General features: G+C 69.9%; 19 protein-coding genes. 11 read left to right on the top strand and 8 right to left on the bottom strand.

Annotated elements, in window-relative coordinates; all coding sequences use genetic code 11:
* Positions 1 to 4 precede the first annotated feature (4 nt).
* Both ACH4TV_RS37090 and ACH4TV_RS37085 read left to right on the top strand, forming a co-directional pair.
* A complete protein-coding gene (locus ACH4TV_RS37090) occupies positions 5 to 1,084 on the top strand; it encodes an NlpC/P60 family protein (protein ID WP_398405692.1) in 1,080 nt (359 codons plus the stop codon).
* A 374-nt stretch (positions 1,085 to 1,458) separates the two neighbouring features.
* Positions 1,459 to 2,916, top strand: coding sequence for a PP2C family protein-serine/threonine phosphatase (locus ACH4TV_RS37085; RefSeq protein ID WP_398405691.1), 1,458 nt, complete (start codon positions 1,459 to 1,461; stop codon positions 2,914 to 2,916).
* A 69-nt stretch (positions 2,917 to 2,985) separates the two neighbouring features.
* On the opposite strand, the gene ACH4TV_RS37080 is transcribed toward ACH4TV_RS37085, so the two are convergent.
* The 3 genes from ACH4TV_RS37080 to ACH4TV_RS37070 form a co-directional block, all read right to left on the bottom strand.
* Complete coding sequence (locus ACH4TV_RS37080; RefSeq protein ID WP_398405690.1) at positions 2,986 to 3,324, bottom strand: DUF2516 family protein; 339 nt, start codon at positions 3,322 to 3,324, stop codon at positions 2,986 to 2,988.
* Between the two features lie 179 nt (positions 3,325 to 3,503).
* The gene (locus ACH4TV_RS37075) at positions 3,504 to 4,169 is read right to left on the bottom strand and encodes a hypothetical protein (RefSeq protein ID WP_398405689.1); all 666 of its coding nucleotides are present in this window, start codon (positions 4,167 to 4,169) and stop codon (positions 3,504 to 3,506) included.
* Between the two features lie 96 nt (positions 4,170 to 4,265).
* On the bottom strand, positions 4,266 to 4,796 hold the full coding sequence (locus tag ACH4TV_RS37070) for a helix-turn-helix domain-containing protein (RefSeq protein ID WP_398405688.1): 531 nt from the start codon (positions 4,794 to 4,796) through the stop codon (positions 4,266 to 4,268).
* A gap of 246 nt (positions 4,797 to 5,042) precedes the next feature.
* Here ACH4TV_RS37070 and ACH4TV_RS37065 point away from each other — a divergent pair, with 246 nt between their 5' ends.
* Positions 5,043 to 5,666: a histidine phosphatase family protein gene (locus ACH4TV_RS37065; RefSeq protein WP_398405687.1), complete on the top strand. Its 624-nt coding sequence runs from the start codon at positions 5,043 to 5,045 to the stop codon at positions 5,664 to 5,666.
* 194 nt (positions 5,667 to 5,860) lie between these two features.
* Here the strand turns inward: ACH4TV_RS37065 and ACH4TV_RS37060 are convergent, their stop codons facing one another.
* The 3 genes from ACH4TV_RS37060 to ACH4TV_RS37050 form a co-directional block, all read right to left on the bottom strand.
* A complete protein-coding gene (locus tag ACH4TV_RS37060; protein ID WP_398405686.1) occupies positions 5,861 to 7,189 on the bottom strand; it encodes a HEAT repeat domain-containing protein in 1,329 nt (442 codons plus the stop codon).
* A gap of 212 nt (positions 7,190 to 7,401) precedes the next feature.
* Complete coding sequence (locus ACH4TV_RS37055) at positions 7,402 to 7,965, bottom strand: YcxB family protein (protein WP_398405685.1); 564 nt, start codon at positions 7,963 to 7,965, stop codon at positions 7,402 to 7,404.
* 91 nt (positions 7,966 to 8,056) lie between these two features.
* Complete coding sequence (locus tag ACH4TV_RS37050; RefSeq protein WP_398405842.1) at positions 8,057 to 8,605, bottom strand: YciI family protein; 549 nt, start codon at positions 8,603 to 8,605, stop codon at positions 8,057 to 8,059.
* Between the two features lie 157 nt (positions 8,606 to 8,762).
* Here ACH4TV_RS37050 and ACH4TV_RS37045 point away from each other — a divergent pair, with 157 nt between their 5' ends.
* Both ACH4TV_RS37045 and ACH4TV_RS37040 read left to right on the top strand, forming a co-directional pair.
* Positions 8,763 to 9,902: a GDSL-type esterase/lipase family protein gene (locus tag ACH4TV_RS37045; protein ID WP_398405841.1), complete on the top strand. Its 1,140-nt coding sequence runs from the start codon at positions 8,763 to 8,765 to the stop codon at positions 9,900 to 9,902.
* 176 nt (positions 9,903 to 10,078) lie between these two features.
* Entirely contained in the window at positions 10,079 to 10,489 is a 411-nt protein-coding gene (locus ACH4TV_RS37040; protein ID WP_398405684.1) for a CPCC family cysteine-rich protein, read from the top strand.
* 87 nt (positions 10,490 to 10,576) lie between these two features.
* Here ACH4TV_RS37040 and ACH4TV_RS37035 read toward each other — a convergent pair whose 3' ends face one another.
* The gene (locus ACH4TV_RS37035) at positions 10,577 to 11,251 is read right to left on the bottom strand and encodes a class I SAM-dependent methyltransferase (protein ID WP_398405683.1); all 675 of its coding nucleotides are present in this window, start codon (positions 11,249 to 11,251) and stop codon (positions 10,577 to 10,579) included.
* A 107-nt stretch (positions 11,252 to 11,358) separates the two neighbouring features.
* Complete coding sequence (locus tag ACH4TV_RS37030; protein WP_398405682.1) at positions 11,359 to 11,730, bottom strand: VOC family protein; 372 nt, start codon at positions 11,728 to 11,730, stop codon at positions 11,359 to 11,361.
* Positions 11,731 to 11,904: 174 nt separating this feature from the next.
* On the opposite strand from ACH4TV_RS37030, the gene ACH4TV_RS37025 reads away from it, so the two are divergent.
* The 6 genes from ACH4TV_RS37025 to ACH4TV_RS37000 all read left to right on the top strand — a co-directional run bounded on the left by ACH4TV_RS37025 (position 11,905) and on the right by ACH4TV_RS37000 (position 17,983).
* Positions 11,905 to 13,104, top strand: a complete 1,200-nt coding sequence (locus ACH4TV_RS37025) for an NAD(P)/FAD-dependent oxidoreductase (protein ID WP_398405681.1) — start codon at positions 11,905 to 11,907, stop codon at positions 13,102 to 13,104.
* A 10-nt stretch (positions 13,105 to 13,114) separates the two neighbouring features.
* The gene (locus ACH4TV_RS37020) at positions 13,115 to 14,053 is read left to right on the top strand and encodes a sigma-70 family RNA polymerase sigma factor (RefSeq protein WP_398405680.1); all 939 of its coding nucleotides are present in this window, start codon (positions 13,115 to 13,117) and stop codon (positions 14,051 to 14,053) included.
* A 152-nt stretch (positions 14,054 to 14,205) separates the two neighbouring features.
* Entirely contained in the window at positions 14,206 to 14,355 is a 150-nt protein-coding gene (locus tag ACH4TV_RS37015) for a hypothetical protein (RefSeq protein ID WP_398405679.1), read from the top strand.
* Between the two features lie 51 nt (positions 14,356 to 14,406).
* The gene (locus ACH4TV_RS37010) at positions 14,407 to 14,910 is read left to right on the top strand and encodes a helix-turn-helix transcriptional regulator (protein ID WP_398405678.1); all 504 of its coding nucleotides are present in this window, start codon (positions 14,407 to 14,409) and stop codon (positions 14,908 to 14,910) included.
* Positions 14,911 to 14,920: 10 nt separating this feature from the next.
* Entirely contained in the window at positions 14,921 to 15,331 is a 411-nt protein-coding gene (locus ACH4TV_RS37005; RefSeq protein ID WP_398405677.1) for a VOC family protein, read from the top strand.
* Between the two features lie 216 nt (positions 15,332 to 15,547).
* The gene (locus ACH4TV_RS37000) at positions 15,548 to 17,983 is read left to right on the top strand and encodes an ATP-binding cassette domain-containing protein (RefSeq protein WP_398405676.1); all 2,436 of its coding nucleotides are present in this window, start codon (positions 15,548 to 15,550) and stop codon (positions 17,981 to 17,983) included.
* The last annotated feature ends 75 nt before the right edge of the window (positions 17,984 to 18,058 follow it).

The following is an 18,058-nucleotide window of genomic DNA, read 5'->3' as shown; positions in this document are numbered from 1 at the left end:
GGGAATGGGAGCCGGCAAGCGGAGTCTGATCGCGACAGCCGTGGGACTGGTCTGCGCGGTCACCGTCCTGAGCGGTGCGGGCACGGCGTTCGCGGCCCCCGCACCGACACCGACGCCCACACCGCCCCCGGGCGTGACGCTGCCGCCCAACAAGGACCTGGAAGCCGTACACAAGCAGTTGGAGAAGCTCTACCACGACGCGGCGGTCGCCACGGACGCGTACAACGCGGCCGAGGAGGAGACCGAGCGGCAGTCCACCGAGATCGTCGAGCTGGCCCGGGAGATCGTCAAGGGGCAGGAGCGGCTGGCCGAGTTGAAGGACCGCGCGGGTGCCGCGGCCCGCGCCCAGTACCGCTCCGGAGGCCTGCCGCCGGAGGCGCGGCTGTGGCTCAGCGACGATCCGCAGGCGTGGCTGGACGGCGCCGGCCGGGTCCGGCAGGGGCAGAAGGGCACCAAGGACCTGCTCGCCGAAATGACGCGCACACAGCAGGACTTGGAGCAGTACGCGCAGGACGCCTCGGCCCAGTGGAAGAAGCTGGACACGAGCCGCAAGGCCAAGGCCGCCGCCCAGAAGAAGATCAAGGAACAGATCGCGGCGGCCGAGAAGCTGGAGTCCCAGCTGAAGAAGGCCGAGAAGGAACGCCTCGCGGAGCTGGAGCGCGAGGCCGCGACCCGGGCGCAGACGACCTGGCTCGGCACCGGCATCCTCGACGACATCGCCGACAAGGCGACGGCGCAGGGCCAGAAGGCCGTGCAGTTCGCGACGGCCCAGATAGGCAAGCCGTATGTGTGGGGCGCCGAGGGCCCGGACTCGTTCGACTGCTCGGGGATGACCTCGGCGGCCTGGGCGGCGGCCGGAGTCACCATCCCGCGCACCTCGCAGCAGCAGTGGGCCCAGCTGACCCGCGTCGACGTCAAGGACATGCGCCCCGGCGACCTGATCGTCTACTTCGACGACGCGAGCCACATCGCCATGTACGTGGGCGACGGCTCGATGGTCCACGCGCCGCGGCCTGGGCGGACGGTGACGATCGCGGGGGCGGGGTCGATGCCGATACTCGGGGTGGTCCGACCGGGTGCGTGAACCCGGGGCGGGGCAGGAGGGGGCAGGCCAGGAGAGGGCCGGGCAAGGTGGGGCGCGCCAGGGTGGGGCAACTCGCCGCATACGGCGCCTTTCCCGCCGTACGGAACATTCCGCGCCGTACGTGACCCGTCCCACGTGACCCACCGCACCCGGCACCACCGCCCGCACCTCCGGCGGACGTGACATTCGTCATCCCCGGACGGGCAACCCCGTGCCCAAGTGCGTTACGGAACACGGCATATGACGCCGGCGCCGTCCGTCGGACGCGTCGCCACGCCATTCCGCTCCGGGCCCGTGAACCGCTATGGTCCCGGTCGGTGGATCGAGACCCCTCGCCCATCGTGCCCTCGGGGGGAGGGAAGGAACCCACGACGATGCCCGTACCCGTACCGCGGCAGAGAGCGATCCCGGCCGTGGAGAACGGTCAGGCGCAGGCTCCGGCCATCCCTGGAGGCACCTCCGGGGCCACTTCCGGAACCGACGCGGCTCCGCGCAAGCAGACGACGACCGGCGCCGACGCCGCCACCGCCGTCTCCGCCACCGCCACCGGCACCGGCACCGGCACCGGCACCGGCACCGGCACGCAGCTGACCCTGCTGCTGATCCAGGACGACCCGGGCGGTGCGCCCATCGTGCCCGAGCTGCTCGACGCCGCGGGCAAGCCGATCCGTGTCCGTACGGCCCGCAACCTCACCGAGGCCGAGCGGCTGCTCACCGACGACGTCCACTGCATCCTGCTGGACCTCGCGCTGCCCGCGCCGCCGACCCGTGCCGAGGACGAGACCGCCGGGACCGACGGGGGCGGCGAGGAACTGGCCGTGCTCAAGCACGTGCTGCGACTCGCACCCCGGCACGCCGTCCTCGCGCTCACCGCCTCCGGAGACGCCGAGCGCGGCACGGAGGCGGTGCGGGTCGGCGCCCAGGACTACCTCTTCCGCGACGAGCTGGACGGCCGGCTGCTGAGCCGCGCGATCCGCTACGCGGTGGAGCGCAAACGGTCCGACAAGGCCGAACGCCGGCTCACCGAGTCCCGGCTGCGGGCCCAGGAGAACGCCCGCCTGGAGCGCGGGCTCCTCCCCACCCCGCTCCTCGACGGCTCCTCGCTGCGCTTCGCCGCCCGCTACCGCCCCGGCCGCTCCCGCGCGCTGCTCGGCGGCGACTTCTACGACACGGTCCGCACGCCCGACGGCACGGTCCACGCGATGATCGGCGACGTCTGCGGGCACGGCCCCGACGAGGCGGCGCTCGGCGTGGAGCTGCGCATCGCGTGGCGCGCGCTGACCTTGGCGGGCCTGTGCGGCGACAGGCTGCTGGGCACGCTCCAGCAGGTCCTCGAACACGAACGCGAGAACGACGAGATCTTCGCGACGGTCTGTACGGTCGACATCGCGCCGGACGGCCGCAGCGCGGGCCTGTGCCTGGCCGGCCACCCGGCTCCTTTGCTGGTCCGCCCGGCGCCGGTGCTCTCCGGCCACGCCGTCCCCTCCGGCCCCTCCGAGCTTCCGGCGCCCTTGGTGACGGAGCTGCTGCCGTACGACAACAACGGTCCGGCGCTGGGGCTGCTGCCGGGGGCCCGCTGGCCTCGGACGCAGGTGCAGCTCGGGGCCGAGTGGACGCTGATGCTCTACACGGACGGCCTGATCGAGGGCCATGTCGGCGCGGGCCGGGAACGGCTCGGCCAGGACGGCATGGTGGCGATGATCCGCCGCCAGCTGGCACAGGGCCTGCGCGGCGAGAAGCTGCTGCGGGCGGCGGTGAGCGAGGTGCGCGAGCTGAACGGCGGCGAGCTGACGGACGATCTGGCGGTACTGCTGCTGGACCGGGAACCGTAGGTCGCGCGGGGGCGTCCTACGGCACCCATGTGTCCCACGTATCCCGCCCGGTGAACGGGACGGTGGGGGTCAGCGACCGCCGTTGTAGGGCCCGTACGGCCCGTCGCTGCTGGAGCCGCCGCCCTTGCGGCTGCGACCGCCGCCCGGGAGACCGCGCAGTGCCGGTCGTACGTCGACCATGTACACGATCGTCGCGACCAGGCCGATGATCGGCAGGAACGACAGGATGTCGAAGATCAGGTTCACCACGAAGGCGAGCCCGAGGACGATCAGCCAGAACGGTTTGGTCTTCTTGTCCGCCGCCCGGTAGGCGTCCTCGCGGTGGAACATGGCGTCGAACAGCGCGAAGCCGCTGAAAATGATCAGGGCCGCGCTCAACAGCCACAAGAACCCTGCGAACCCCTGCATCAGCACAACGTCCACCACCAAGCTCGGCTAGTACATATCTGCGGTCACCGTACCCGTAACCGCGAACCCGCTACCCGAAGAACGGGTCGGGCACTCATGGAGTGCCCGACCCGTCCCCGTACACACGCTTTCACCTGTTTGGCTCTGCGGTACCGCCGTACCGCTTTACCGCCAACTGCCTACTTGGCGGGCGGAGTCGTCTTCTTGGCGGCGGGCTTGCGGGCCGGAGCCTTCTTGGCGGCGGGCTTCCTGGCCGGGGCGGGCTCGGTCTTGGCCTCGACGGGGGCGGGGGCGGGAGCCTCCTCCTTGACCTCGACCGGCTCGGCCTTCGGCTCGACGGCGACGGCCAGTTCCTCGATCTCCTCGGCGGCCTCGCCACGCCAGGTCTTCACGGCCTGCTCGCCGTGCTCGGCGACCTTCTCGTACGTCTCGCGCGCCTTCACGGCGTACTCGGCGGCGACACCGACACCGCGCAGGGCGATGTCCTGGGCGCTCTCACCGAGCTTCTTGAGGTCGGCGTCGAGCGTGCTGCCGAGCTTCTTCAGGTCGCCGTCCAGCGTGCCGATGAACTCGCCGACCTTGGCCTGGATGGTCTCCTGCGCCTCCTTGGCACGGGTGGTGGCCTTCTCCTGCGCCTCCTTGGCGCGAGCGGCGGCCTTCTCCTGAACCGCCTTCGGGTCGGTGCCGCGTACGGCCTCGATCCGGGCCGGTGCCTCGGCACGCAGCTGCTCGACCAGGCCGGGCACCTTCTTGGCCTGCTGAAGGGCGAGGTCGGCGGTGCCGGCGGCGAAGTAGAGCGGCGTGGGGTCGCTGAAGGTCTTGCGCAGGTCGTCGGTGATGGCCATGGTGATGGTCCTCCCGGGTTGCTTCGAGCTGAGGGTTTGTGGGTTACCGCGAACGTCGGGCCGGTCTCGACTGATGCATCTGATGCGCCTGATGCGTCAACTGGCCGTCTGCTGCGGGTCGGCGTCGCTGCCGTCGGTGGTGCGGGTGCCGTTGCCTATGCGGGTGTCGGTGTCCGTGCCGGTGTCCTGAACCCGGCCGAGGGCATCCGGGACACCCGGAACATCCGGAACGTCCGGCACAGGGACGTCCGTTGCGGCGCTGTCCGGTCCGCCGATCTCGAACCCGTTCTCCTTGCGGAAGGACTCGTAGATCTGGAGCAGCACCTGCTTCTGCCGTTCGTTGAGCGTGGGATCGGCAAGGATGACGGCACGCGTCTCCACCTCATCCCGGTCCCGCTCCGCGTCGAGGATCCCGGCCCGCACATACAACGTCTCGGCGGAGATCCGCAGCGCCTTGGCGACCTGCTGCAACACCTCCGCGCTCGGCTTGCGCAGCCCGCGCTCGATCTGGCTCAGATACGGATTGGACACCCCGGCGGCCTCGGCGAGCTGCCTGAGCGACAGCTGCGCGGTGCGCCGCTGTTCGCGCAGATACTCACCAAGATTGCCGACGTTGAGCGTTGCCATGCCTCTACCTTGCCGCACCCTCGCTAACTATTGCAAGCGCCTGCTTGCAAAAGTGCGCTACGCCACTGGGACGGGGCGCTGAGCTCTGCTGTCCTGTTGTCCTGTCTCTGTGATGTCCGGGCAGTCTCGGTATCTCCGGGCATCTGATCGCCAACTGAGCCGGCTCAGTCACGACGGAACTGTGCACAACGAGCTCAGCGTCCATCCCGACATACAAGATCACGGATGGCAACGGAGACCCGGGACATGGCAGGCACAGCCACTCGATACCTCTACCTCGCTCGGCACGGTGAAGCGTCAGCAGATGAGACGACCCTGACGGAAAGCGGCCGGCGCCAAGCCGTTCTGCTCGGTGAACGGCTCCAGAGCACTCCACTTTCGGCGATACACCACGGGCCACTGCCCCGGGCGCAGCAGACGGCCCAGCTGATCAGCGCACAACTTGACGCCGTCCCACTGCACCAGTCGGAACTGGCCGGCGACTACGTCCCCTACCTGCCTACGAAGGATGAGTTGCCGCCGGATTCCGCCGACGCCATGCTCAGCTTCCTCGCCCAGGTTCCGGAAGAGGAGCGCAACCTTGGTCCAGCACTGGCCCGGGAAGCACTCGCAGAATTCACCGGCCCGGTCGACGGCGAGCGCCCCCGCCATGAACTGGTCGTCACACACAACTTCCTCATCGGATGGCTGATCCGTGCTGCCCTCGACGCACCCGAGTGGCGCTGGATGGGCCTCAACCACGGCAACACAGCTCTGACGGCCATCCGATACGCACCCGGCAGGCCGTCCTCCGTGCTCTTCTACAACGACATGCGGCACCTGCCTGCAGAACTGCGCTGGACCGGCTTCCCGCCCGAACTCCACATCTGACCAAGAAGGCCGTTTGCCCGGGCTTGAGTGAGACGACCTCGCGAAACTGCTCGGCATCTCGCCAGGCACCCTGTACAACCACGTCCCGGATCTACGCGAGCTGCGCGCCGGCGCCGTTCCCCGTCAGCTCGAAGCGCCGACGAAGTAGGCCAGCTCCATCAAGGTCAATCTCAGCGGCATTTTCTGTGCCGCGACTACTCATACCCCGGAACGCTGTCCGCGAGGATCGCGCGGCGGGTGCTGAGAGCGGCGGCCAGAAGGCTTTCGTCCAGTCTCATCTCGGCGTCGCGGGTGGAGTCGTTGACGGGGATGCGGGTACGCCTGTCGATCAGCGCCGTCACGGCCGGCAGCGCGGGGCGTGCGTGGGCGCCCATTCGGGCGAGACCCGTCAGGTAGTACTCGCCGATCGCGTAGTCGGCCAGGTGCGGTGTCATGAGGGCGAGCAGTCGGGACAGTGCGGAAGGGCCGGCGTGCCGTAGCCACAGTGGGGCGCACTCCGCCTGTGAGCGGCCGGGCCGTCGGAAGGTGAGGTTGTACAGCTGGGCCGCCTGCCGGAAGGTCAGCGGGCCGGCGTTCAGCAGGGCCTCGAAGATCTCGGAGGCGTGAGTGAGGCGGGTGATGCCCACCGGTTTGGCGGCGAGGAGCGCGGCGGCGGATGCGCTGTCGTACGCCGTTGCGGAGGACGGCGTACGACAGCCCCTCGGGGAGGGTGTGAAGGGGACTTCGGCGAGGAGGGCTCGGTGGGTCCGTATCGCCGCCTCGGAGATCGAGGCTGTCGTGAGGGCCGAACCAAGAGCCGGGGTGGCCCTCTGGCCGCGGTGCTGGACGAGCAGCGGCAGCAGCCTGACCGGGGCCGCTCGCCAGTCGTGGCACGCCTCGCGGGCCAGGTCGGCACCGAGGTCCCGGGTGGCGGGGTCGGCGAGGAGGCGGGCCACGAGGGCATAGGTATCGTGCTCGCGCCTCAGTCCGTACAGGGCCTGGCCCCAGATGTGTCCGATGTCCGCCAGGTGGTGCGCGGCCTCCCGGACGTCGGCGAGGAGCGCGGCGTCCAGGGAGCGCCATCGCGTGGGCGGCGCTGTCCGCAGCGTCTCCACGTGGGCGAGGAAGCGGACCGACGCGAGGTCATCATCCGTCAGGTGGGCGGCGGTCGGGCCGAGCGCCCTGGCAAGGATGGTGCGTACGACAGGGTCGGCGAGTTCGCGGAGGGCCGCGAGAACCAGGCCGGGCTGCCCGCGGTAGCCGAAAAGGCACGCGGCTCGGCGCCGTACCTCTTCGTCGGGGTCATTGAGCCGCGCCACTGCGGCGTTGACGGCCTCTGGCCAGGGCCGTTCGTGGGCCAGGCTGTTGAGAAGGTCCAAGGCCTCTCGGCGCACGAACGGGGTGTCGGCGTGGGCGAGCCGGAGCAGCCGGGTGGCGACGGGGCCGGTGCGGTCGGCACGTATTGCCTCGAAGAGCGCGATACGGGAAGGATGGGCGGGTGTCGTGGCGGTGCCGTCGGCCACGGCCTCGTCCGGCCACGTCATCGAACGGGGCGGAGGCCGCCCTTCCGTGCTGGAGCTTCGATCATGCGGCCGATCATTCCACACGACACCACAATTCAGGCCTGGGCGTTGCAGCCTGAGCGCGATACGTGGCAAGACTCGCCAACTGCGGTGCTATCCGACCCCGTTCGCGATGAGCCGAAGCAGGATGGCTGCCACAGAGGTGCCCTTGTTGTCACAACGGCGGACGCCTGTCACACACGAGGAGTGTGCTGGTCCAGGATCGCCCGTAGCCGATCGACGCCCTCGGCATCACGCACGCCCCGCTTGGGCAGGACGTCCACGTACATGATGTTGGGGTCCCGGCTGAGCAGGACGAAGTGGTCTGCCGTTTCCCGGTAACCCTGGAATACGGACCACTTCTGGATCAGTGTGCTGTGGTCGGAACGGCAGGTGATCCCGGCCGGAGACACGGTGGTGCGGTACTCGCCCTGCCATCCGACGAGCCGCTGTACCTGGGAGGCTTGCAGTCGCGGGTAACCCCACACCAGCAAGACGACCAACAGGAACACAACCGTCGAGAATACGTCGACACCGCCACGGACGACGGCGGAGAGCAGCCAGTTACCTGCCCCCAGGACGAGGACGGCGCCCCGCAGAAATAGCCCGGTCCGCTTGATCCGGTCACGAACCCGCAGGGCGGCAAGGGTGTCGGCAGACTGGGGCAGGTGCGCCAGTTCGACTATGGTCCGCTCGTCCACGACATTGTCGGAGCTTTCCGCGTTGTTGGTGCCTTGGTCGCTGTGGCCTTCGGCCATGGTCCCTCCCCCTACAAGACATGCGGATCGTAACGAACTGCAGTTGAGACCATCACTCATCCGGTGAGAACCGGCGTGGGCCGTCCTTGGGTCATCGTCGCCCGCCGAACTCCCAGGCGTGGACCTCGATGTCGGCGTACCCGTCCGCCGTCAGGACGGCGCGCGCGGTGTCCGGATCCGGGGCCGTGAGCAGCACCGCCGTACCCAGCCAGGTGGCGCCGTCGTCGGACAGCAGCGGCCCGAACGCGATCAGCTGCTCCCGGTCGGAGGGCACGTCGACGTCGACGGCCGGGCCCGAGCCCAGGCCGAGCACCAGGTACCGGTTGCCGCCGCTCGGGCCACCGGGGAAGTCCCACATGGTGCGCCCCAGCAGATTGCGCCACCGGCGCAGCAGCACGTCCCGGTACGCGCCGGCCTGGTAGTTGGGCTCGTCGAAGGCGAATGCGCGGGCGGCAACAGGATCCGGCAGGTCGACGATGTGCACGCTGCCGGTGGGCGTTTCGCCGTCGTCGGCGAAGGTCGGGCCGCGAGCGATCAGCTCCTTCGCGTACCGGTCCATGTAGGACCAGTGGTCCTCCAGCAACTCTTCGCGCAACGTGACGGATCCGGGCCGATCGCGGTGGTAGCAGAAGTACTCCATGGCCCAGACCCTCCCCAACATGCGGCGGCATCTCAACAGACTTTCGCAACAATGGTCACTGCATATCAATGATCACTGGGTTCGTGCCGACGAAGTCCGAGTGACACGGAGTGCTGGCGCCCGCCAGGGGGCTGAGACAGGAGCGGTGATGGTGGCGATGCGGGCGGTTCCGCTGGTGGGCGGTCCGGTGGAGTTACGGGGTGCGCTGGACCTGGAGATCACGGAAACGGGGGTGATGCCGCGTCGGTTGCCCGCGTGGACCACGGAGCAGTACCAGGACCCGTCGGTCCACGGAGCGACCGTGATGCCTTCGGGCGTGCGGCTGGTGTTCCGCACCGATGCGTGTGAGCTGGAGTTCGAGGTGCTCACCTTCACAGGGCAGCTCGACACCGACCCCGGGCCCCGCCCGACAGGCATGCTGGATCTGCTGGTGAACGGCGCCCTGGTCGAGCGTCGGCAGTCGCCGGTGGGCAACGTGCTGCGGATGGCGGGCCCCGGGGCCGTGCAGCGACTGGTCCCGGGCGAGCCGGGGACCGTGCGGTTCACCGGGCTGCCGGCCGGCATGAAGGATGTCGAGCTGTGGCTGCCGCAGCAGACGCCCACGGAACTGGTGGCGCTGCGCGCTGCCGGTGAGGTGCTGCCGCCGCTGCCGGACGGTCGGCGCCGCTGGGTGCATCACGGCAGTTCCATCAGCCACTGCATCGAGGCCGACGGCCCGACCGGCACCTGGCCGGTGGTGGCGGCCGCGCTCGGTGGAGTGGAGGTGATCAACCTCAGTCAGGCGGGCAACGCGATGCTGGACCCGTATGTCGCCCGGACGATCCGCGACATGCCCGCAGACCTGATCAGTCTCAAGGTGGGCATCAACATCGTGAGCCTCGCTGCCTTTCGGCTGCGGACGTTCGGCCCGGCGGTGCACGGATTCCTGGACACGATCCGGGACGGGCACCCGGACACCCCGCTCGTGCTGACATCCCCGGTGAGCTGTCCGGCACTTGAGGAAACACCCGGCCCGACGGCGATGGGCCCGGACGGGAAGATCACAGCTCTGGGCGACCCGGCAGAAACGGCTCGTGGGGCGTTGTCACTGGCGGTGGTCCGTGCCGAGCTGGAACGGATCGTGACGGCCCGGCAGGCACGCGATCCCCACCTCCACCATCTCGACGGCCGCGAGCTGCTCGGCCCGGACGAGGCGGACGACCTGGCTGACGGCCTTCACCCCACCGCCGCCGCATACCGCCGGATGGGCAACCGCTTCGCCGCCCACGCCTTCGCGGACGACGGCCCCTTCCGCTGAACGACCATGTCCCCGCCCGGCACTGTCCGGTGCTCGGCGTCACCCCGGTGAGGCCGGTTCGTAGAGTCGTTGCCATGAACGATGCGGATCCGCTCATACTCGCCGAACCGGCTGAGCCGGCGGCTTCTGAGGAGGCTGAGGCGCGAGGAGAGCCCTTGGTTGTCCCGGGGAGCGGCGTGGCGCCTCCTGAAGGGGGCTGGCTTCCGTGCCCGTGCTGCGGACACCAGATGTTCGGCGAGCACGGAGGCTGTGAGATCTGCGCCGTCTGCTTCTGGGAGGACGACCTGGCGCAGCTGCGATGGCCATGGACGTACGGCGCCAACAGCGTGGGCCTGGTGGAGGCGCAGCGCAACTACCAGCGATTCGGCGCCATGGAGGAGCGCTTCGTCAAGAACGTGCGGGCGCCGGGGCAGGACGAACCGCTGGACCCCGGGTGGCGTCCGATCGACCTGTCGCGTGACTCCTTCGAGGAGCCGGGCAGCAGCGGCGAGTGGTCCGACGACCTGACGGCCCTCTACTGGTGGCGTCCTGCCTTCTGGCGGCGTGACGAGCGTCCGGCACCCCCGCGCGGTACTGACCTTCCGTGATCGAGAAGCCCGCACCGGGCGAAGAGCCCTCAGTACACGGAAGGCACATCGCCCCTCCGCTCGCAGAATGCGGGCCCCAGCCGCTCTTCAGGCAGGCCGCTCGGCCATGACGACCAGGCCCGGACCGCTGAACTCGTCTGCCGGGAGCCGAAGTTCGGCGACGGGGCGCAGTCCGGCCTGCTCGATCAGGTCTACGAGTTGTTCCGGCCGCCATTTGTGCGTGGTCCAGCGGACGGGCACTCCCCCGTAGGCCTCCGTGCGCACCGCGTCCTCGTCGCCGACGTGTGTTCCGGTGATGAAGTGTCCGCCCGGCTTCAGGGCCCGCGCGAACAGGGCGAGGACCTGAGGAAGGACGTCGCGGGGGAGGTTGAACAGTGACCACCACCCGAGTACGCCGCCGAGGGACGCCTCTTCGAGGCTGAGGTCGGTGGCGGAGGCGACGCTGAAGCGGCAGTGCGGATACAGACGGCGGGCGTTTTCGATCATGCGGGGTGAGAGATCGACTCCGGACACGTCGAGTCCGCGTTCGGCGAGGTAGGCGGTCACCGTTCCGGGTCCGCAGCCGACGTCGAGGACAGGCCCGAGCCCGCTCACCGTGTCAGCGAAGGCGTCGATCGATGCCTTGAGCCAGGGATGGCGACGGATGTCGCCCATGCCCGTCGTCGCCACCATCTCGGCGTAGTTGTCGGCCACCCGGTCGTAGGACTCACGGACCACGTCGAGATCAGCAGGGCGGTCAACGTCAACAGGGTGTGCGCGCATCCGTCGACAGTAGAGGGCGGTCGCGGAAGAGAGCATCTGCACAGCGGTATCGGCGAGAAACGATCACAGTTCGGCTGCTTCGAAGGTGCTGACGGTCAGCCTCGTCCTCAGTCCCTGACGATGCAGAAGGGGTGGCCGGCCGGATCGGTGAGAACCCGCGCCTTGGCTCCGTGGGGCTGGTGATCCGGCCTGCCCGCACCCAGTTCCAGCAGCCGGGCCTCGGCCGCTTCCAAGTCCTCGCCGACCTTGAAACAGAGGTGAAGCTGCTGAGGGACGGTCTGGTCGGGCCACCGCGGAGCCCGGTAGTCGTCGACCCGTTGGAAGCCGATGAAGAGTCCGTTCTCACCGTTGAGACCCGCGAATTCGGCGTCCGACTTCGGGTGGGGTTCGAGGCCGGTGGCCTGCTGGTAGAACGCCGCCAGAGCCGGCGCATCCGGACAGTCGAGGGTGATCGCACTCAACTTCATCTGCAGGGACATGACGCCTCCGGGCCGGGCCAGTGGACTTCGCGATGAACACCCTAGATGCGGCGACCGAACCTCGCCCTGTCCATATTTAGCACCTGATTCAGTGACCCAGGTCACATCTAAATCTGTCAGTAATCGGAGCGCCGTCTCGTTCAAAGCGCACCCGAACGAGACAGGAGCCACGCCATGAAGCACCGCATCGTCGTACTCGGCGCCGGATATGCCGGGGCCTTCGCCGCCGGAAACCTGGCCCGGCGGCTCTCTCCCGCCGATGTCGAGGTCACCGTCGTCAACGCCGTGCCCGAGTTCGTCGAGCGGATGCGGCTCCACCAGCTCGCGAGCGGCCAGGATCTCGCGGTCCGCAAGCTCGCCGACGTGTTCGCCGGCACCGGGGTGCGGCTGCGCCTGGCGCGTGTCACCGGCGTCGACCCCGAGCGCAGGACCGTCGCCGTGACCGGCGAGGACGGCGATGACGAGCTGGCGTACGACACGCTTCTCTACGCGCTCGGCAGCTCCGTGGCCCACCATGGCGTCCCCGGTGTGGCCGAGTACGCCTTCGATGTGACCGGCCGGTCCTCGGCGTTGCGGCTGCGCGAGCGCCTGGAAGGCCTGGGCGAGGGCGGCGCCGTACTGGTCGTCGGTGAGGGACTGACCGGCATCGAGACCGCCACCGAGTTCGCCGAGTCCCGGCCCGAACTGTCGGTCGCGCTCGCCGCCCGGGGCGAGTTGGGCGCCTGGCTCTCCCCGAAGGCCCGCCGTCACCTGCGCCGGGCCTTCGACCGGCTCGGCATCACCGTCCACGAGCACACCGGCGTCGAAGCCGTCGAGGCGACACGGGCGATCGCCACTGACGGTACGTCGATCCCGGCCGACGTGACCGTGTGGGCGGCGGGGTTCGCCGTACACCCCATCGCGGCCGCCAGTGGGCTGGAGGTCGCCGGGACCGGTCAGATCGTCGTCGACCGCACCATGCGCTCGGTCTCGCACCCGGACGTCTACGCCGCCGGTGACTGCGCCTACGCGATCGGCGAGAACGGCCGGCCGCTGCCGATGTCCTGCGCCTCGGCCGGCTTCACCAACATGCAGGCGACCGCCGCGATCATCGCGCGGCTGGCGGGCGGTGAGATCCCGACCGTCGGCCTGAAGTACTACGGCAACCACATCAGTCTCGGGCGGCGGGACGCGATCTTCCAGATGGTGGACGGGGACGTCCGGTCGAAGTCCTGGTACCTGGGGGGCCGAACCGCCGCGCGACTCAAGTCGGGGATACTCAGGGGCGCCTGGTGGGGCATCGCCTACCCGACCTTCGGCATGCCGAAGCGCAGGCGCCGGCTGGCCACAACGCCCACCGCGCCCACCGGGGCCGGGGCGAGGGTCGCTGCATAAGGTGCTGGGCATGGACAGTGCAGCCATCGATCGGTTCGAGGCCGGCCGGGGCCGGCTGGCCTCGCTCGCGTACCGTCTGCTCGGCTCGGCCGCCGACGCCGAGGACGCCGTGCAGGACACGTTCCTGCGCTGGCAGGCCGCCGACCACGAACGGGTCGAGGTGCCGGAGGCGTGGCTGACCAGGGTCGTCACCAACCTCTGCCTCGACCGGCTCCGCTCGGCGCAGATGCGCCACGAGCGAGCGGCCGGTGCCTGGTTGCCCGAGCCGCTCCTTGAGGGCGATCCGATGCTCGGCCCCGCCGACACCTTCGAGCAGCGCGAGTCGGTCTCCTTGGCCGTACTGACCATCCTGGAGCGTCTCTCACCGGTCGAGCGGGCGGTCTACGTCCTGCGTGAGGCGTTCTCGTACAGCCACGCGGAGATCGCCGGGATCCTCGACATCACCGAGTCCGCGAGCCAGCAGCACGTCCACCGGGCCCGGATCCGGGTCGCCGCCGAGCGGCGTCGCGGTGGCCCGGCCGACCCCGCGTCCGCGCGCCGGGTCGTCGAGGAGTTCCTCGCCGCCGCCACGTCGGGACGCACCGAGCGGCTGGTCGCGCTGCTCACCGACGACGTGACGGCGATCTCGGACGGCGCCGGGCTGGCCAGGCAGCTGCTGCGGTACACGACCCCCGAGCGGGTCGCTTCCTACGTACGGGCCGGCTTCAAGGCCACACCGGCGAAGCGGCGGCTGGCCGGCGGCTCGCCCGCGATCCATATCGCGTTGGTCAACGGCTCCCCGGCCGTCCTCGCCGTGGTCGACGACCGGGTCGTGGGCGCCGTGGCGTTCGAGGTCCGCGACGGCAAGGTCGCGTCCCTGCGCGGCATCGCCGCCGCAGACCGCCTCGTGCGCCTCAACGAGGCCTGGCGGCAACACGAACCCGACGCGCCGGTCATCGACGCGTGGTGACCGGCAAGCGCCTGGTGACGCGGGCCGACCGCCGTGTCCCCGGACAGGCCCTGCCTCCGGTACGAGGCCGGCCCGCTCGTTGGATCCGACGGCGACCGCGTCGGAAGAAACCCCGGTGACGGCAAGGGGGGTGCTGACCTAGCGTTCGGCGCATGGTGGTTCGCTGCTTCGACAAGGTCACGACGGTGTACGGCGAGAGCGGCCACCGGGGCAAGTGGGGTGGGCACTTCCCCCGCAGCGAACTCACGGCACTCCGGCGTCTGTGGCGGGCCCGCCGTTCCTCCACCGGTCGTCCGGAATGACGTTCTCGCAGATCAGGCCCGGTTGTCGTGGCCCGGTGGTACCGTCGCGAGATGGACCCGCAGGAGCTCGCCAACCTCGCGCATCTGCGTCGGGCACGGGATCTGATCGACCGGGAGTACGCGCGTCCGCTCGACGTGCCGACGATGGCCCGGCACGCGCTGATGTCGCCGGCGCACTTCTCGCGGCGGTTCCGGGCGGCCTACGGCGAGACTCCGTACAACTACCTCATGACCCGCCGGATCGAGCGGGCGATGACCCTGCTGCGCGGCGGTATGAGCGTGACCGACGCGTGCATGACCGTCGGCTGTACGTCGCTCGGCTCGTTCAGCTCGCGGTTCACCGAGGTCGTCGGGGAGACACCGAGCGCGTACCGCGGGCGGGAGCACGACTCGGTGACGGCGATGCCCGCGTGTGTGGCGAAGGTGTACACGCGGCCGAGCAGAAACGCTCCGAGCACGCTGAACGCTCCCCCGACGAACGCTTCGAGCACCGGCACGCCGGCCGGGAACACACCGAGCAGGATTCGAGAAGCGGGCCGTACGCCCGCCGCCTAGCGTTGACGGCATGGACATCGCACTGCAGTACTGCCACATCACCGTCAACGATCCCGACGAGTCGCTCACCTTCTACCGCGACGCCCTCGGACTCGAGGTCCGCAACGACGTCGCATCCGGCGGATTCCGCTGGGTCACGCTCGGCAGCTCCGCGCAGCCGGACCTCGAACTCGTCCTCTCCGAACCGCACGCCGGTCGCTCCCCGGCCGACGGCGACACCCTTCAGGAACTGCTCACCAAGGGCGTCCTGCCGATGTTCGTCTTCCGTACCGACGACCTCGACGGCATGTTCGAGAAGGTACGGGCATCCGGCGCCGAGGTGCTCCAGGAACCCATGGACCAGCCGTGGGGCCCGCGTGACTGCGCGTTCCGCGACCCCTCCGGCAACCTGGTACGGATCTCGCAGGCGCCGAAAGGTTAGCGCTCCGCGGAATGCGGTTCGTTTACCGCGGGCCGGTGGGGGCTGGTCGCGCCCCGCGGCGGAGCCGCAGATCGATACAGCCCCGCGCCCCTTTGGGGCGCGGGTTGCGCACCCCAGCCCCCAGCCCCCAGCCCCCGGGCCCGGGGGCTGGCCCACGCCCCCACGTCCAGGAACAGCTCCGCCCGACAGATCCCGCCCGACCGATGGAGACACACGATGAGCAGGACCCCGCGGACGGACTCGCAGTCACCCGCACCCGTACCCGCGTCGGCATCCGCATCCGCGCCGCACGGTGCCGACAGTCACGATCTGATCCGTGTGCACGGTGCCCGCGAGAACAACCTCAAGGACGTCAGCATCGAACTGCCGAAGCGCCGGCTGACGGTGTTCACCGGTGTCTCCGGTTCGGGCAAGAGTTCGCTGGTCTTCGACACGATCGCCGCCGAGTCGCAGCGGCTGATCAACGAGACGTACAGCGCGTTCGTCCAGGGGTTCATGCCGACGCTGGCGCGGCCCGAGGTGGACGTACTCGAAGGGCTGACGACCGCGATCATCGTCGACCAGCAGCGGATCGGTGCCGACCCGCGTTCCACGGTCGGCACCGCCACCGACGCCAACGCCATGCTGCGCATCCTCTTCAGCCGGCTCGGCAAGCCGCACATCGGTCCGCCGAGCGCGTACTCCTTCAACACCGCGTCCGTCCGCAGCAGTGGTGCGATCGCCGTCGGCAACAAGAAGGCGGTGAAGGCGACCTACAACCGCACCGGCGGGATGTGCACGCGCTGCGAGGGCCGGGGCGCGGTCTCCGACATCGACCTCACCCAGCTCTACGACGACTCCAAGTCGATCGCCGAGGGCGCGTTCACCATCCCCGGCTGGAAGTCGGACAGCCAGTGGACCGTCGGGCTGTACGCCCAGTCGGGCTTCCTCGACCCGAACAAGCCGATCCGCCGGTTCACCAAGAAGGAGATGCAGGACTTCCTCTACGGCGAGCCGACCAAGGTCAAGGTCAACGGCGTCAACCTCACCTACGAGGGCCTGATCCCCAAGATCCAGAAGTCGTTCCTGTCCAAGGACAAGGAGGCTCTCCAGCCGCACATCCGGGCGTTCGTGGAGCGGGCGGTCACCTTCACCACCTGCCCCGAGTGCGAGGGCACCCGGCTCAGCGAGGGCGCCCGGTCGTCGAAGATCAGGAAGATCGGCATCGGCGACGCCTGCGCGATGGAGATCCGGGACCTGGCCGAGTGGGTCCGCGGCCTCGACGAGCCGTCCGTCGCGCCGCTGCTCACCGCGCTCCAGCACACGCTGGACTCGTTCGTGGAGATCGGCCTTGGCTATCTCGCGCTGGACCGCGCCTCGGGCACCCTGTCCGGCGGCGAGGCGCAGCGCGTCAAGATGATCCGCCACCTCGGCTCGGCGCTCACGGACATCACGTACGTCTTCGACGAGCCGACGATCGGCCTGCACCCGCACGACATCCAGCGCATGAACGACCTACTGCTGCGGCTGCGTGACAAGGGCAACACCGTGCTCGTCGTGGAGCACAAGCCCGAGGTGATCGCCATCGCCGACCACGTCGTCGACCTCGGTCCCGGCGCCGGTACGGCAGGCGGCACCGTCTGTTTCGAGGGCACCGTCGAGGGGCTGCGGACCGGCGGCACGGTCACCGGCCGCCACTTCGACGACCGGGCCACCCTCAAGGAGCCGGCGGCGGTACGGAAGCCCACCGGCACGCTTCCGATCCGCGGCGCGACGAAGCACAACCTCCAGGGCGTCGACGTCGACATCCCGCTCGGCGTGCTGTGTGTCGTCACCGGGGTCGCCGGGTCCGGCAAGAGCTCGCTCGTCCACGGGTCACTGGTCGCCCGTCCGGGCGCCGTCGAGGAGGGTGTCGTGTCGGTCGACCAGACCCCGATCCGTGGCTCCCGGCGGAGCAACCCGGCGACGTACACCGGACTGCTCGACCCGATCCGTACGGCGTTCGCCAAGGCCAACGGGGTGAAGCCGGCCCTGTTCAGCGCCAACTCCGAGGGCGCGTGCCCTACGTGCAACGGCGCCGGTGTCATCTACACCGACCTGGCGATGATGGCCGGCGTCGCCAGTACCTGCGAGGACTGTGAGGGCAAGCGGTTCCAGGCGGCGGTGCTGGAGTACCGCCTCGGCGGCCGTGACATCAGCGAGGTGCTGGCGATGTCGGTGACCGAGGCGGAGGAGTTCTTCGGAGCGGGCGAGGCGCGTACGCCGGCCGCGCACCGCGTCCTCGACCGGCTCGCGGACGTCGGGCTCGGCTACCTCAGCCTCGGCCAGCCCCTCACCACCCTCTCCGGCGGCGAACGCCAACGCCTCAAGCTGGCCACGCACATGGGCGACAAGGGCGGCGTCTACGTCCTCGACGAGCCGACCACGGGCCTGCACCTGGCGGACGTCGAACACCTGCTCGGCCTGCTCGACCGGCTCGTCGACTCCGGCAAGTCGGTGATCGTCGTCGAGCACCACCAGGCGGTCATGGCCCACGCCGACTGGATCATCGACCTCGGCCCCGGCGCCGGTCACGACGGCGGCCGGATCGTCTTCGAGGGCACCCCGGCCGACCTGGTCGCGGCGCGCTCGACGCTCACGGGGGAGCATCTCGCGGGGTACGTCGGCGCCTGAGCGCGGAACTCACGGGGCGGCGCCCACGCCCTCGCCCTCTCCGGCGAGGGCGGGAGTCGCGGGCGCGGGCCCCCT

The sequence above is a fragment of the Streptomyces sp. NPDC020898 genome (genome assembly GCF_044333925.1).
Classification (GTDB): Bacteria; Actinomycetota; Actinomycetes; order Streptomycetales; family Streptomycetaceae; genus Streptomyces.
This window is presented reverse-complemented; position numbering and strand designations above follow the sequence as displayed.

What these genes read in the sequence shown, in the direction of transcription:
- ACH4TV_RS37035 (WP_398405683.1), bottom strand. Translation starts at nt 11,251, where the DNA reads ATGCGCGCACACCCTGTTGACGTTGACCGCCCTGCTGATCTCGACGTG.
- ACH4TV_RS37005 (WP_398405677.1), top strand. Translation starts at nt 14,921, where the DNA reads ATGGACATCGCACTGCAGTACTGCCACATCACCGTCAACGATCCCGAC.
- ACH4TV_RS37015 (WP_398405679.1), top strand. Translation starts at nt 14,206, where the DNA reads ATGGTGGTTCGCTGCTTCGACAAGGTCACGACGGTGTACGGCGAGAGC.
- ACH4TV_RS37055 (WP_398405685.1), bottom strand. Translation starts at nt 7,965, where the DNA reads ATGGCCGAAGGCCACAGCGACCAAGGCACCAACAACGCGGAAAGCTCC.
- ACH4TV_RS37065 (WP_398405687.1), top strand. Translation starts at nt 5,043, where the DNA reads ATGGCAGGCACAGCCACTCGATACCTCTACCTCGCTCGGCACGGTGAA.
- ACH4TV_RS37050 (WP_398405842.1), bottom strand. Translation starts at nt 8,605, where the DNA reads ATGGAGTACTTCTGCTACCACCGCGATCGGCCCGGATCCGTCACGTTG.
- ACH4TV_RS37020 (WP_398405680.1), top strand. Translation starts at nt 13,115, where the DNA reads ATGGACAGTGCAGCCATCGATCGGTTCGAGGCCGGCCGGGGCCGGCTG.
- ACH4TV_RS37070 (WP_398405688.1), bottom strand. Translation starts at nt 4,796, where the DNA reads ATGGCAACGCTCAACGTCGGCAATCTTGGTGAGTATCTGCGCGAACAG.
- ACH4TV_RS37010 (WP_398405678.1), top strand. Translation starts at nt 14,407, where the DNA reads ATGGACCCGCAGGAGCTCGCCAACCTCGCGCATCTGCGTCGGGCACGG.
- ACH4TV_RS37085 (WP_398405691.1), top strand. Translation starts at nt 1,459, where the DNA reads ATGCCCGTACCCGTACCGCGGCAGAGAGCGATCCCGGCCGTGGAGAAC.
- ACH4TV_RS37075 (WP_398405689.1), bottom strand. Translation starts at nt 4,169, where the DNA reads ATGGCCATCACCGACGACCTGCGCAAGACCTTCAGCGACCCCACGCCG.
- ACH4TV_RS37060 (WP_398405686.1), bottom strand. Translation starts at nt 7,189, where the DNA reads ATGACGTGGCCGGACGAGGCCGTGGCCGACGGCACCGCCACGACACCC.
- ACH4TV_RS37030 (WP_398405682.1), bottom strand. Translation starts at nt 11,730, where the DNA reads ATGTCCCTGCAGATGAAGTTGAGTGCGATCACCCTCGACTGTCCGGAT.
- ACH4TV_RS37090 (WP_398405692.1), top strand. Translation starts at nt 5, where the DNA reads ATGGGAGCCGGCAAGCGGAGTCTGATCGCGACAGCCGTGGGACTGGTC.
- ACH4TV_RS37045 (WP_398405841.1), top strand. Translation starts at nt 8,763, where the DNA reads ATGCGGGCGGTTCCGCTGGTGGGCGGTCCGGTGGAGTTACGGGGTGCG.
- ACH4TV_RS37000 (WP_398405676.1), top strand. Translation starts at nt 15,548, where the DNA reads ATGAGCAGGACCCCGCGGACGGACTCGCAGTCACCCGCACCCGTACCC.
- ACH4TV_RS37025 (WP_398405681.1), top strand. Translation starts at nt 11,905, where the DNA reads ATGAAGCACCGCATCGTCGTACTCGGCGCCGGATATGCCGGGGCCTTC.
- ACH4TV_RS37080 (WP_398405690.1), bottom strand. Translation starts at nt 3,324, where the DNA reads ATGCAGGGGTTCGCAGGGTTCTTGTGGCTGTTGAGCGCGGCCCTGATC.